The sequence below is a fragment of the Leptothrix discophora genome, from assembly GCF_030705305.1.
Taxonomy (GTDB): Bacteria; Pseudomonadota; Gammaproteobacteria; order Burkholderiales; family Burkholderiaceae_C; genus Sphaerotilus; species Sphaerotilus discophorus.
The window spans coordinates 254,225-268,550 of sequence record NZ_JAUZEE010000002.1; the positions used below are offsets into that span (position 1 = coordinate 254,225).

The 14,326-nt window shown below is 53.7% G+C and carries 10 protein-coding genes and 1 pseudogene; 10 read left to right on the forward strand and 1 reads right to left on the reverse strand.

Annotated elements, in window-relative coordinates; all coding sequences use genetic code 11:
• The first annotated feature begins 12 nt into the window (after positions 1-12).
• The 6 genes and pseudogenes from Q8X39_RS04745 to gpJ form a co-directional block, all read left to right on the forward strand.
• Positions 13-2,697, forward strand: a complete 2,685-nt coding sequence (locus Q8X39_RS04745; RefSeq protein ID WP_305748487.1) for a phage tail tape measure protein — start codon at positions 13-15, stop codon at positions 2,695-2,697.
• A 9-nt stretch (positions 2,698-2,706) separates the two neighbouring features.
• Positions 2,707-3,054 (forward strand): phage tail protein, encoded by a 348-nt coding sequence (locus Q8X39_RS04750; protein ID WP_305748488.1) that lies wholly within the window; start codon positions 2,707-2,709, stop codon positions 3,052-3,054.
• The gene (locus Q8X39_RS04755; RefSeq protein WP_305748489.1) at positions 3,051-4,664 is read left to right on the forward strand and encodes a phage head spike fiber domain-containing protein; all 1,614 of its coding nucleotides are present in this window, start codon (positions 3,051-3,053) and stop codon (positions 4,662-4,664) included. The genes Q8X39_RS04750 and Q8X39_RS04755 overlap by 4 nt, the downstream gene beginning before the upstream one ends.
• A gap of 113 nt (positions 4,665-4,777) precedes the next feature.
• On the forward strand, positions 4,778-5,389 hold the full coding sequence (locus tag Q8X39_RS04760; RefSeq protein ID WP_305748490.1) for an NlpC/P60 family protein: 612 nt from the start codon (positions 4,778-4,780) through the stop codon (positions 5,387-5,389).
• A gap of 21 nt (positions 5,390-5,410) precedes the next feature.
• A complete protein-coding gene (locus Q8X39_RS04765) occupies positions 5,411-6,409 on the forward strand; it encodes a hypothetical protein (protein WP_305748491.1) in 999 nt (332 codons plus the stop codon).
• 9 nt (positions 6,410-6,418) lie between these two features.
• A pseudogene (gene gpJ, locus Q8X39_RS20510) lies at positions 6,419-7,909 on the forward strand (TipJ family phage tail tip protein); the annotation flags it as partial.
• A 2,268-nt stretch (positions 7,910-10,177) separates the two neighbouring features.
• Here the strand turns inward: gpJ and Q8X39_RS20515 are convergent.
• Complete coding sequence (locus Q8X39_RS20515; protein WP_369538095.1) at positions 10,178-10,555, reverse strand: pentapeptide repeat-containing protein; 378 nt, start codon at positions 10,553-10,555, stop codon at positions 10,178-10,180.
• 1,325 nt (positions 10,556-11,880) lie between these two features.
• On the opposite strand from Q8X39_RS20515, the gene Q8X39_RS04775 reads away from it, so the two are divergent.
• From Q8X39_RS04775 to Q8X39_RS04790, 4 genes are all read left to right on the forward strand, one after another.
• Entirely contained in the window at positions 11,881-12,459 is a 579-nt protein-coding gene (locus tag Q8X39_RS04775; protein ID WP_305748493.1) for a DUF4376 domain-containing protein, read from the forward strand.
• A 30-nt stretch (positions 12,460-12,489) separates the two neighbouring features.
• A complete protein-coding gene (locus Q8X39_RS04780) occupies positions 12,490-12,840 on the forward strand; it encodes a hypothetical protein (RefSeq protein WP_305748494.1) in 351 nt (116 codons plus the stop codon).
• Between the two features lie 39 nt (positions 12,841-12,879).
• On the forward strand, positions 12,880-13,281 hold the full coding sequence (locus tag Q8X39_RS04785) for a phage tail fiber protein (RefSeq protein ID WP_305748495.1): 402 nt from the start codon (positions 12,880-12,882) through the stop codon (positions 13,279-13,281).
• 245 nt (positions 13,282-13,526) lie between these two features.
• Positions 13,527-14,318 (forward strand): hypothetical protein, encoded by a 792-nt coding sequence (locus Q8X39_RS04790; protein WP_305748496.1) that lies wholly within the window; start codon positions 13,527-13,529, stop codon positions 14,316-14,318.
• Positions 14,319-14,326 lie beyond the last annotated feature (8 nt).

Below are 14,326 nucleotides of genomic sequence, written 5' to 3' on the forward strand. Positions count from 1 at the left end.
AGAGGTATATCAATGGACATAGTCAAGCTATTTTTCAAGGCCGATGCAAGCGAAGTAGATGCAGCACAGAAGAAGGTCGCTGACCTCGGCAAAGAGGTAGCAGACACCGAACGCAAGATGAAGACTGCTGAAGGGCAGACAGGCGGCTTTACGGGCGCGTTTGAGGCAATGGGTGGACCGCTGGGCGAAGCATCCAGCCGTCTCAAGGGATTCAAGGACAACATTGACGAGATGGTCGGTGCGTTCAACGGACTGGCTTCCGTGGGTGCAGCAGGCTCGCTGTTGGCTGTAGCTGGCGCGGCTGGTGTCCTGGCCGCGATCCGTTTTTCGGGCACGCTGGATGACATCGGGGACTTGGCTGAAAAGTTCGGTCTATCCGCCAGCCAGGCTAACTTGCTGGACCAGCAGCTGAAGTCCGCAGGCACCAGCATTGAGACCTACTACGCAGGCCTACAGCGGGTGTCCAACGCACTTGCCAAGGCCGACGAGGACGGCAAGAAGGCATCCGAAGCACTCAACGACTTGGGCATCAAGGTCAAGGACGGCGCAACACCAGTTGAGGTGCTGACCAGCGTCACAGCCGAATACGGTGCCAAGCTGCGTGAAGGCAGCGTCAGCGCCACAGAGGCCGCTGCACTACAGCAAGTCCTGGGTAGGAACTACCGCGAGGTGATCGTTGCTGCTGAACAGGCAGCTACCGCCCAGGAGCGATACAACTCGTTTGCACAAGCCGGTGTAGGCATCACCAAGGACGGTGTCGCTGCTGCAGGCGACTACGAACGGGCACAGAACGATGTGACCTTCGTGCTGAACGCAGTCGGATCCAAGCTGGTTGCTGATGTGATCCCCGCCTTCACCAATCTCATCAACGCATTCGTAGAGAGCTACAAGGCTGGTGGCGCCGTCAAAGGTGCGTTCGAAGCCATCGTGTTTGCTGCGAACGTGGTGATGGTTCCTATCCGCTTGATGATCGATGGCTTCATCACGCTCGATGCCTTGATGACCAGCGTTGGCAAGGGCTTGGGTGCAATCGCTGCGGCTGCTTCAAGCGGCTCGATGGCTCCCTTCAAGGAGTGGGCAGCGGAGTCACAGCAAGCGTTGGATCGTGCTGCACAGCGCGTCTCAGAGAACAAGCTATGGGGGCAAGGCACCGACGAGCTCGCCCCGGCCAAGTCACCCGCAATCACACCGCCTACACGTGGTGGCAGCGGCAAGACAGGCAAGGACAACACGCAAGCAGAGATGAATGCGCTGCTGGAACGCGGCGTAGCCATCCGCTCACGCGAGATTGATGCACTCAAGGCACTCAACGGGGAAAACGACGCCCTACTGAAGATCACACGCGACTACGACGCACTGATTGCACAAGCCGAATCCAAGAAGTTCTCCAGCGTTGCAGTCAAGCTGCAAGGGATGAAGGAAGAGGCGCTGAACACAGAACGCCAGATCCAGGCAGTCAAGGAAAAGAACAAGGCTGAAGAAGAGTCCAAGCGCATAGGCGCTGGTGTAGCTGCAATCCTCCAACAACAACAAGACATCACAGCCGGTGTGAATGGCGAGAACGTCGAAATGATAAAGCTTGAGCGCGAGATAGCAAAGGCCGAGTCAGATGCATTGGCAATAGGCAATCAATCATTAGCACTCAAAGTTCGTGCTCAAGGCGAAATGGCAAAGGCGTTGCTGGATGCGCGCCAGCAGACTGCGGAGGAAGAGCGCCAAGCCGCTGCACGCGCCAAGCTTCTTACCATATCCCAAGAACTGAACGCAATGAGTTCGAAGTGGATGAAAGACGCAGGCTTGCAGTCATTCAACTCCATCATTGGGCGCAGCTTCTCTCCACAAGAACAAGCATTGATGGCTAACAACGATCTTCGTGATCGCATTGAGTCGGAGTCATTTGCAAAGCAGGACTCCTTACAAACCTATGCAAACCAAGTCCGCGACAAGGACCCGTTGCAAGCCAAGGCAATAGAAGAACAGATCAAGACATTGCAGACCAACACCGAGGCTGCATTGGCAACACTGAGTCTGAACTTTGCGCAAGCACGCAAGGACTCGGACAACGCTTGGAAGGGTATGACAGCAGGTGCTAAGGCATTCGCTGACTCGATACCGACCGTGAATAAGGCGTTCAGTGACTTTGCACAGAAGGGCATTGGTGAGTTCAGCAACAGGCTGGTGTCGCTGATCACAACTGGCAAGTTCGGCTTCAAGGATATGGTCAACTCAATGCTGCAAATGCTGGCACAGCTGACCGTGCAGCTATTGGTTGTGAGACCCTTGTTAGCTGCTTTTGGCCTGGGAGGTGCAGTAGCTGGTGGAGCCATAAAGACTCAAGCCAATGGTGGTGCCTGGAGCGGTGGCGTGCAGATGTTTGCAGACGGTGGTGTGTTCGGTAGCCCCACACTCTTTAGACACTCAAGTGGTATAGGCGTGTTAGGTGAAGCCGGTCCCGAGTCTGTTATGCCATTGCGCCGCAACAGCCGTGGTCAGTTGGGTGTTATCGCTGAAGGCACAGGTGGCGGAACAAACATCCAGATTGGACAGATACAGGTCAATGTCCAAGGTGGTCAAACAAACGAACAAACAGGGCAAGTCGTTAGCAGCGCAATCGTTGAAAGGATGCGCCAAATAGCTGATGCTCGCATATCAGATGCTACACGCTCAGGCGGAATCATCCGTCGTGCAATGGCATAAGGAGAAGGGATGCCATACGCAATGGTTCTAACAACAAAAATACGCCAAGGCGTCAGCCGCACCAGCAAGCAACGGATTCGGCAAGCTGTCTTCGGTGACGGCTACTCGCAGGAAGTGCCGGACGGAATCAACGCACAGATGGATGTGCGCCAGAACGTAGGGTGGGACTCACTGACAGCAGCAGAAGTGGGCACAGCCAGGGCCATGCTGGATGCAGTAGGTAGCACGGACTACATCAGCTGGACCCCGCCAGGGGAGTCGGTAGAGAAGCGTTGGAAGGTGACCAATGAGGGCTACACCGAGACCTACACCGGCACGCTGACCAACATCACGTTCAACCTGCGCGAGGTGCCATGACCAGCTTGATCACCGACTACCTACGCCAACACGCGAATGACGAGCACGTAGAGCTCTACCAGATCGATCTAACCAGCCGTGGCGGCTCCGTGCTGTTCCTGTCGCCCAACGTCACCGACGCGGGTGCAGTGGTCTTCAACGGCAACACCTACACGCCCATGCCCATCACGATGTCCGCACCCCGTGTGGGCACTACAGGCACCCTTCCACAGCCCCAACTTTCGGTCGGAGTCACTGAGAGCGCCCTGGTGCGTGCGGCGCTTGTAGCGTATGGGGACTTGGCTGGCGTGCCAGTGACTCGCTTCAGCACTCGCACCAAGTATTTGGACGAAGCTTCGTTCAATCGCATCAACGCGCTGAACTACTCAGAGACCTTCAACGCTGCCATCTGGACCAAGACAGGCACAACGGTCACACCCGACGCCACTACTGCACCCGATGGGTCAGGAACAGCGGATGCCATCTTCGAGACTGCTACCACTGCGCAGCACTTCATCACCACCGTGAAGTCGTTTGGCACCTTTCAGTCGGGCGATTGGGTGAACTACTCCTGCTACATCAAATACAACGGAACCCCTTATGCATTGCTTTATGCATCAGCCAACTCCGGTGGTGGCATAGGTGGAGGTGTGTTGATTGATACGCAGACTGGTGCGATAGCTGCATACAACAACCAAACAAACGTATTCAATCCAAGTTCCGTTGATGTAGGTGGCGGGTGGTTCAAGGTGTCATTCACATCAACTACCACTGCAACTGGACCTATGTCGATCTACCTATCTGCTACAGCAAACGGTGGTGCTCCTGCTTATGCAGGGAATGCAGCCAATGGCGTGTATCTATGGGGCGCTCAACTACAAAAAGTGGACTCGGTTTCAGTTGATGCAGCAACAATGACTCCATCAGGACTGGCAACGATTACGCTGAACACTGCTACACAAACCGACCCATTGGGCGGAACGACATCCGACATCCTTGCAGACACAACTGGTGTCAGTGGAACGCACTACGCATCACAGAACGTATCGGGCTTCACCAAAGGCCAGCGAGTCACATATACAACACACTGCCGCGCAGGTAGTGTTTTGACCAAGGTGATGATTCGCTTTCTCGCAAGCACAGCACTGGCGACAACTGCTTACGCAAACATCGATCTTTCAACTGGGTCTGTTATGAGTCAGTCGAACTTGACTCAAGACCCAGTGATCAAGGCGCTGACCAATGGCTGGTATCGCATCAGCATCACAATCGACACCACTGCGGATGGCATCTTGAATCCGGCCATCATGCTATTGAATGCCGCCAATACCAACACTTATGTGGGAACTGGTGCAGGCGTCTACATATGGTTTGGTTCGCTCTCTTGGAACGATGGGTTGATGCCTTATCAGATGACCACCACAACGCACCAGCCCTATGCCGATCCCACTGCAACTTCGCCAGTGGATAGGTTCATCGTCAGTCAACTGCTGGACTTCGGTCCCGAAACGGTGACTTGGAAGCTATGCACGCCGATTGACCGTCCTAACCTGCGACTTCCACGATTGCAGTATCTCCCTGATCCAGTTGGTAATCACATTTGGGTGCCTGGTATGAGAAGGGTGCAGTGATCGGGGCCTTCCAGGCACAGGCTCAAGCAGCCTACCCCAACGAGACAGGCGCAGTGGTCATCAACGGCCAGCTGCACCCAGTGCGGAACGCAAGCGCGGATCCCACGCGCTACATGGAGTTCGACGCCCTTGATCTTGGGCTGCTTGAACTTCGACACGGCCGCATCGAGGCCTACCTACACAGCCACCCCTACGACAGCAGCAGGCCGTTCAACGACACGCACTACCGGCCTGAGTGGGCTTCGCATCGAGACATGGAGATGTGGATTGCACTGGGCGTGCCGTTTGGGATCGTGGCCACAGACGGACACGGCTGTAGTGATGTGCTTTGGTATGACGACCGCAACCGTGCCCCGCTTGAAGGGCGCGAGTTCGTGCATGGGCTTCACGACTGCTATTCCATCATCCGCGACTACTACCTGAGTGAGTTGCAGATTGACTTACCCAACTTCCCGCGTGGTTGGGGCTGGTGGAACGAAGGGCAGAACCTCTATCTGGAAGGCTTTGAACAAGCAGGCTTCCAAGAGATACCGCGTCAAGAAGCCCGCGTAGGTGACTGCATCATCTACAAGATCGGCACTGCATATCCAAATCACGCATCGGTGATCGTTGGGCCGGATGCCATCTTGCATCACCTAATCGATAGGCTGAGTCGCGTTGAAAAGAAGTCCCGTTGGTCCAGGCACGAAGCCTTAGCGGTGCGTTACGTAGGAGTCGATAAATAACTTATCACAAATAGGTTATTGATGACGAAGACGATTTACCTACATGGACCACTCGCTGAACGCTACGGACACGAGCCATTCACATTCAAAGCAAACAACGCAAGGGATCTGTTCTCGGGCTTGAAGATCATATGCCCCGGATTCCTAAACGAACTGCGCCGATACAGCAGCCTTGCAATCATCAAGCGTGATGGGGATCGAGTTGAGGGTGTTAGACAAGACGAATACACACTGAACTTCGGTCAATGGCAGGAACTGCACGTCATAGCTGGCGTGACGGCTGCTGGTGGTGAAGCGTTCGCTGCCTGGGCTGTGTCTGCGTTTGGTGCAACTGGAACAACGGCGACCTTCGTTTCGTTTGCTGCACAGGCTGTCTATGCCATTGCTGTGTCCTACGCAGTGTCGGCTGTGATCCAGTCATTTCAATCTACCCCAACAACCGAGAAGGCCAAGGCGACAAACGAGTCATCGCTATTCGACGGCCCTGCCAACAACAAACAACCAGGCTCAAGAGTTCAACTGAACTACGGTGTATTCCGCGTAGGTTCAGTGACGGTCAATCAAAAGATGACCGCTATCAGACAAGCACTCGCAGCCAATGACACCGTATCGCTGCTTGAGTCAACTACCAAGGTCATCAATATATTCACGAATGACCTGTTCACGACAGCACCGACCGTCACCAACTTTGTAATCAACGGCACCACAACTGCTGCGGGTGCGACTTACACATCAGGTGGACGCTCATACACGCTACTGGCAAACGGTCAGCTGACCATCGTAGCGGGAGCAGGTGCAGCGACGACAACGATTACCGTGAATGCAACCGACTCCGGTAATCCAATCAATCAAACCGTCACCGTCACTATCACAGCAAAGAGATATGAAGACTATCGCTCAAGTGGCTCAAGCACTCGCAGCACTGGCGTTGATTACACAGGTGGCAGTTCTACTGGCAATAGTGGATCAGGTTGGGACAGCGGTAGCGATACATCGGGCTATGGCTCGGGCACAGCATAAAGGGATCAGATGGATAACAACATTATTTTGGAAGGTGGCAAAGGTGGCGGTGGTGCTGCCTTTAGCGAGCAAGACAACACACTCAAGTCGAACACCTATGTTTCAACGCTTGAGGCCATAGGCTACGGATTGCAAGGCGGATTGGTGAATGGACTTGAATCCGTCTATCTCGACAACACCGCCCTGGTTGCAGCAGACGGCACCTACAACTTCAACGATGTCAGCGTGGCTGTCAGAGATGGCAGTGCATCGCAAACGGTCATCACCGGGTTCGAGAACATCGCATCGCCAGTGGTGGTCAACACGGATGTGGTTGCAGCAACGCCAGTGCAGCGCACGGTGTCAGCGGCCAGCGTGGCCGCAGTAGGCGTGACGATCCGCTTGCCCAACGGCCTCTACAACCAGAACACAACCAACAACTCGCTTGAGAAGACCACGCTTCGCTTCCAGATCAAGACCAAGCTGACTGCTTCGGGCAGCTTTGTGACGGTGCTGGACAAGACCTACAACGACAAGACAACCGGCCCCTACGAAGAGACCTTCCGCATCGACCGTCCAGCAGGCACTGGCACTTGGGATGTGCAGGTGGTTCGCGTCACAGCAGACAGCGGTGCTTCAACGCTGCGCAACAGCTTGAACTTCGCGTATCTCGTTGAATACGAAGCCGAGACACTGACCTACAACAACGTGGCATTGCTGGGCGTGTCCTTGAACGCTCAGGGTGTCAATGCAAGCCGCATCCCCGTTATATCAGCTGATTGGTATGGACGGATTATTCAAGTGCCAAACGTGCTGGACACCAAGACTCGGGTGTTCTCCGGCGTGTGGGACCTTGCAACCTTCAAGAACGACTGGTGCAACGACCCGGCCTGGGTGCTGTATGACCTCGCCACAGACACAGAAGTGGGACTTGGGCTGGATCCCAACGAGATCGACATCGCTTCGTTCTACAGCGCATCCATCTACAACAACACGCAGGTGTCATTCACTGGCTCCGACAGCGTGACGGTCTATGAGCCACGCTACTCGTTCAACTACCAGATCACGGAGGCCTTCACAGCCATTGAACTGCTGAACCAGGTAGCGGGTGCAATGAATGCCACGCTGCTATGGGTCAATGGACAGCTGACGCTGATCCAAGACCGTCCCGACACGTTCAGCCACGTGTTCACAAACGCCAATGTCGTTGGTGGCCGATTCAGCCGCGCAGGCACGCCCTACGACACGCGCTACACGGTTGCCAACGTGACTTGGAACGCCCCTGCGGACGGTTTCAAGCAGCGCATCACCTCCGTGCAGGACGCGGCTGGGATCGCCTTGTATGGCTACAACGAAGCCAACATCGCTGCATTCGGCTGCACCTCGATGGCCCAGGCTACACGCTACGCCAAGCACTACCTCTACTCATCGCTCTACACACCGAACACGATCAGCTTCACAGCAGGCGAGGTGGGCGCACTGGTGGTTCCTGGCGACTTGATCCGCGTGTATGACAACGTCTATGCAGGCGCCAATGCAGCTGGACGACTGCTGGCAGGCAGCACCACAACGGTCTTGAACTTGGACCGTGCAGTCAGCTTGAGTGCTGATGCGACGGTCACGGTATGGGGTATGGACGGCACGCTTTTTACGGATGTCGCAATCACCACAACTGGCACCGCCTCAACGATCACGCTGACCACTGCACTGGCATCCGCACCAACAGAAGGTGCCATCTTCCAGATCACCACCAACGGCGTGAGTCCAGAGACTTACCGCGTGATGGACCGTGAAGAGAAGGAGCCTGGGCAGTTCTTGATCACAGCTGGTCTCTACACAGCCAACAAGTGGACCTATGTGGAAGGCGGCTTGGCACTGCCGGTCCCGAAATACAGCAACATCACCGCGCCCGTAGTCAGCGCACCAACAGGGCTGTCGGTCTACGAAAAGAACATCTACACAGACCTGTCAGTCAGTCGCGTGCTGCACGTTTCGTGGGTGCAGCCGGTCAATCAGATCGTCACAGGCTACCGCGTCACCTACACCTTCAACGGCGGCACAAGGACGGTCACGGACGTCAAGCTGCCCTACATCGAGATTGATGCGGTCACAGGCACGCTGTCGCTGACCGTCCAGGCGCTGTCATACCGAGGCATCCCAAGCCGCAGTGCTGCACTGACCTACACGGTGGTGGCAACGGAGACAACTGGCTCGACGCTGAACGCACCAACAACGCTGGTGGTGGCAGGCACAGCAGGCACCACATTCACGACGCCTGACTTGATCGTGCAGTGGACCAACCCTTCCACGAACGGCACCACAAAGGACAGCGTGGCGCGCTTCAAGGTCGAGGTCTACAACGGTGCAACGCTGCTGAGAAGCCAATACGTTGAAGCTGTTCCGCCCGGTCAAACGCAAACCTACACCTACGCCTATGACAACAACGTGGCGGACGGCGGACCAAGACGCTCGATCATCATAAAGGTCTACTGCCAGGACGGCTCAATGAAGCTATCCAGCGCAGCGACTGCGACCTTCACAAACAACGCACCAGCGGTGCCAAGCGGATTGACCGTATCGGGAGGCGTTGGACAGGTGTTCATAACCAGCACGCTACCAACTGACACGGACTACGCGGGCACATTGGTTTGGGCATCGCTGACAACTGGCTTTACACCCGGTGCAGGCAACTTGGTTTATGACGGCTCAGATAGCGTCATCACAATCAAGAGCTTGGGTGCAGGAGCGCACTTCATAAAGGTTGCGCACTACGACTCGTTCGGCAAAGACTTTGCAGGAACGGGCTTGAACGTATCCACACAGCAGACCACAACGCCATCTGCAGGCGCTGGCATTCCATCAGGAACAACAAACCCAGGCACTGGCGCACAAGGCGATCTGTTCTTCAATACGACAGATAACAAGCTCTATCGCTACACGGGTTCAGCTTGGACCGCTGCTGTTCCAACCGTGGACCTAACTGGCACGGTTTCAACTGCACAGATAGCAGACAGCGCTCTGACAGCGGCGAAGTTCGCATCGACCATCAAGCCAGTTGAAGTTGTTGCAACGCTACCGACTACAGGCAATGTGGCCGGTAGAACCGTGTTCTTGACTACTGATAGCAAGCTGTATAGATACGACGGCACCAACTTTGTAGCCACCGTTCCAACATCCGATCTAACTGGAACTATTGGAACCACGCAGATTGCTGATAGTGCGCTGACTGCTGCCAAGTTCGCTTCAACAATCAAACCTGTTGAAGTGGTGGCTACTTTACCGACTACAGGTAACGTTGAAGGTCGCGTAGTCTACCTAACCACCGATAACAAGATATACAGATATGACGGTGCTGCATTCATTGCAACCGTTGCTGGCGCCGACATTGCTGCCAACTCTATAACAGCAGGACAGATTGCTGCTGGAGCAATAGGTGCAGACGAGATTGCGGCAAATGCGATTACCACAAAGGCATTGCTGGTTACTGGCAATAACTTAGTTGCGAACTCGGACTTTGCCACAGGCGACTACTCGAACTGGCGCATATGGGCTGCTCCAAGCAATCAAGCCATTCTTGCGGCAACAGATGTGTTGGTCCCTGCGGGTGCTCCGGCAAACTACGTATGTCGATTCTTCTTTACTTCAGCATCAGTCAACATTGCGACGTTTGCAGCGGTTAGCGCCTATTCGGATGCTGGATCAGCGAATGATGGTTTTGACGTCTTGCCAGGTAACGTGTATGACGTCCGCATCAATGCGGTCAAGTCAGCTGACTATGTTGCTGGATCGTCAAACGTGATGGCATATTTCTATAAGAATGATGGCACCTGGACGACAAACTTGGTTGCTATAACAGGCAATCCGCTGCTGACAACTTCTTGGTCTGAACTGAAGGGCTCGTTCACTGCACCTGCTGGGGCGTTGAAGTGCTGGATGTATGTTATCGCTCAATCCGTTACTGCTGGATCCTTCTTCTGGACGCGATTGAGAGTCAAGGAACGCGCGAATGCAGACTTGATTGTAGATGGTGCTGTAACTGCGGCAAAGATTGCTGCCAACACAATCACAGCAGGTCAGATTGCATCTGGTGCAATCACAGCAGACGAGATTGCTGCTAATGCAATAGCAACCAGCAAGCTGTTGGTCACAGGTCGTGGTGCCGCCCACAACGACGATCCGATGTTTACGGACACAAGTGCTTGGACGCTGACCGGAACTGGCACGACGTTCAACGTCGGAACAACAGCAACTGGAAATGCAGGTTCGTCATACCTATCGAACTCAACCGGCGCTTCGGATGCGCGTGCGTTCAGTCGTCGGATGCCAATCAATCCGAACAAGACTTATAGTTTGACAGCAAATGTATTTGCGGGAACTGGAAACAACCGCAATATGTATATCGTTGCGAACTTCTTCAATGCAGCAGGCACGCAGCTGGCGACTACACCAAACTGGGGAGGAACCTTCTCAGGCTACATATACGGTGCCCAACCAACCATTGGAGTCTGGACAGAGGTAGGTGGCAAGTTCGGTGACAGCGTAGCAGCACGCCCTATACCTGCAACAGCAGCATTCGTTGAAGTAGGTGTTTGGTTCCAGTATTCGGGCGCTGGCACTTCAGCTGTGCAGCAAGCTTGCCAGAACCTGCGCTTTACTGAAGCAGTAGAAAGCGCATTGATTGTGGATGGAACGATCACAGCAACACAGATAGCAGCTGGATCGATAACAGGAGATAGGCTGACTGCCAACACCATTACAGCAGGTCAAATCGCTGCAAGCACGATAACAACATCACAGATTGCTGCTAACACCATAGCAGCGGGGAACATTGCAGCTGGTGCGGTGACAACAGCTAAGTTGGCAGCTGGTGCGGTGACTGCAAACGAAATAGCAGCCAACACAATAACTGCTGCGAAGATTGCAGCAGGAACGATAACTGCGACTGAAATAGCAGCGGGGACGATTACAGCAGCAAAGATGGCTGCAGGAACTATCACTGCAAACGAAATAGCCACCGGAACCATTACGGCTGCAAAGATGACGGCTGGAACTATCACTGCTGCAAGTGGAATCATTGCAGATGCGGCCATTACAACGGCCAAGATTGGCACTGCGCAAGTCAATACCTTGCAGCTTGCGGGTCAGGCAGTAACTATCCCACTGGGATCTACGTCTACAACTGGAGATGCAAGCATTACCTATACCAGCACAGGTGCTCCAGTTATTATTATTTTCAGCACGGTGCTAATCGACGGCGCAAATGGAAACTATTGGGCTTCAAGTTCGAATCTAAAGAAGGGCACAACAACGATAAGCACTATTGGTGATTCGGGGGTGACAAATACAAGTGGAACCCAATATCACGCACTTACATCGTGCTATTACGATACGCCGTCGGCTGGATCAGTTACATACACGGTGAACAACACCATTGTATCTGGTTCTGATGTGACATTTTCAAAGAACACAATAACCCTAATCGAGGTAAAGCGATGAGATACATAGTATTTGGAGTGAACGGGGCGATTTTACGAACGGTCGATTGTCCAGAAGAGTTCGCATCGATGCAGGCACAGGAGAATGAATCGATTCTTCAATCAGATATCGGTGACGGCTCTACTCACTATGTCAGCGATGGGCAGTTGATTGAGTTGCCTATAAAGCCGAATGCATATTCAGTGTTTGATTTTCAGCAGCAGACATGGATTGATCCACGCACGCTGCTTGAGGTGCAGCTTGCAAAGTGGGAAGAGATAAAGGTCAGCCGGTCGGTTGAGATAGACACCACGATGAGCACTCCATACGGGCCATTCCAATGCCGTGCTGAAGATAGACAGAACATCACCGACTCAATCCTGCTTGCACAGACGCTGACTGCAATGTCGCAGCCGGTAGCCATTCAATGGACCTTGGCAGACAACAGCGTCACAACGCTTGACGCTGCACAGATGGTCACGGTGGGCTTGCTGCTGGGGCAGAAGGTGCAGGCAGCGCATGCAAAGGCGCGTGTCCTACGCACTGCGATTGAAGCAGCAACAACCATAGCTGAAGTGGAAGCCATCAGCTGGTAAATACTGGAAAGGAGTCCTATGAGTAATATTTTGAACTTAGAAATCGAACAAGGCAGCAGCTACACCTACACATTCAATCTTCTGGATATGTTGGGTGATCCATTTACGCTGACTGGCTATGACGCACGGCTACAGGTTAGACGCAGCTACGGTGCATCCAGCGTGCTGATCAACTGCACACTCTCAAACTCCAAGCTTGCAATCGTTGGCAATGCAGTGGTTTTGACGCTGACTCCTGCCGACACATCCAGCATCCGATTTGCGGAAGCTGAGAGCGAGACTGACGAATGGGTCTATGACTTGGAAATCGTAAGTCCGCTGAGTAAGGTATTCAAAGCAGCCAAGGGAACGATAACCATCCACAGAGAGGTTACTCGATAATCATAAATATAGTGGTCTACACAACCAAAGGAGACCACTATGCCAGCAACAACATTCCTTGCCAATAAGCTATTAGAACACCAAGTAGGTAAAACAGCCTACACAATGCCAACCGTCTTTGTTGGCCTAAGCTCCACAACTCCAGCCCTTGCAGGCACCGGCATCACAGAGCCTTCGGGTGGCTCATATGCCCGCGTAGCCACATCGGGTGCAACCTGGGCCACAGCCGCTTCAGGTTCTATCTCCAACGCTGCTGCGATCACATTCCCTACAGCTACAGCTGACTGGGCTGCTGCTGCCAACCTGACTTACGGTGTTCTATACGATGCATCGACCGCAGGTAACGTTTTAGGCTATGGCGTTTTGACCGTTGCAAAGAACGTGTTGAACGGTGATACAGCGTCAATCGCAATCGGCGGACTGACAATCACAATCAGCTAATCGGCCAGTTGGGGCTTAGGCCCCGCTATCAACCTACAACAATAGGAGGCCGATATGGCACAACACGTAGAAAACATAATCGACGAGAGCGATGCTCCGATCTTCACGCTTACTGCTGACACAGGGATGCGTGGCACTGCCATCACAACCGTTGGCATTTGGTATACGGAATCACAGATTACTCAGCTGGTCAACGCACTTGCTCGCTGCAATCAGTTCCTTGTGGATGAAGGAGCAGCTGGGTAATGGCAATCACAACATTAGATCAATACATTGGCGCTTCCAAGCAGAGCGTTCAATATGTCAAGACTGCTTCTCGCACAACCATAGCGGCTGCTTGGTTTAGCTTATTTGAGTTAGCTGGTAGCCCGGGTGCAGGCACGCTGGCAGGCACATCAACCACGACTGGCGTTGTTCCTACAGATACGACAGCTGGCTTTCCGCTGTTGAACTTCACGACTGGTAGCGGCTACATCAGCAGCGTTGACTTCAGTGGGTCGGTTGCTGCACGCATTCGCGTTTATGACTGCTTATGGAAGGGTGGCGCATATGCGTTCAACGCTTCTACTACTGGTCAAACACCTACTTCGTATTCGACACGAGTTCCAGGCGGAACAGACTACACAGGAACACAGATTTGGGTCGAAACGGTCACTGCATTTACAGGTAACCAGACATTCAACGTCACTTACACCAACCAAGATGGCACTACAGGTAAGACAACTGGTGCGGTCGGTATTGGTGCAGCACCTACTCTTGGTCGTATGTGGCAGCTACCGCTTGCGGCTGGTGATGTGGGTGTTCAAGGCGTTACCGGTGTAGTGGGTGCAACAGGAACAGCCGGAACAGCAAACATCCTTGTTCTTCGACCTCTATGGACTGGCCGTGTGCGCATAGCTAACGATGGTGACATTCACGGTCTGGACAAGACTGGTATGAATGAAATATTTCCTACTTCAGCCTTGTTCGTTGCTATTGCGCCTGATGGCACTTCATCGGGCATTCCTGAGCTATCGATTGAAGTAGCAAACGGATAAAGGAGACT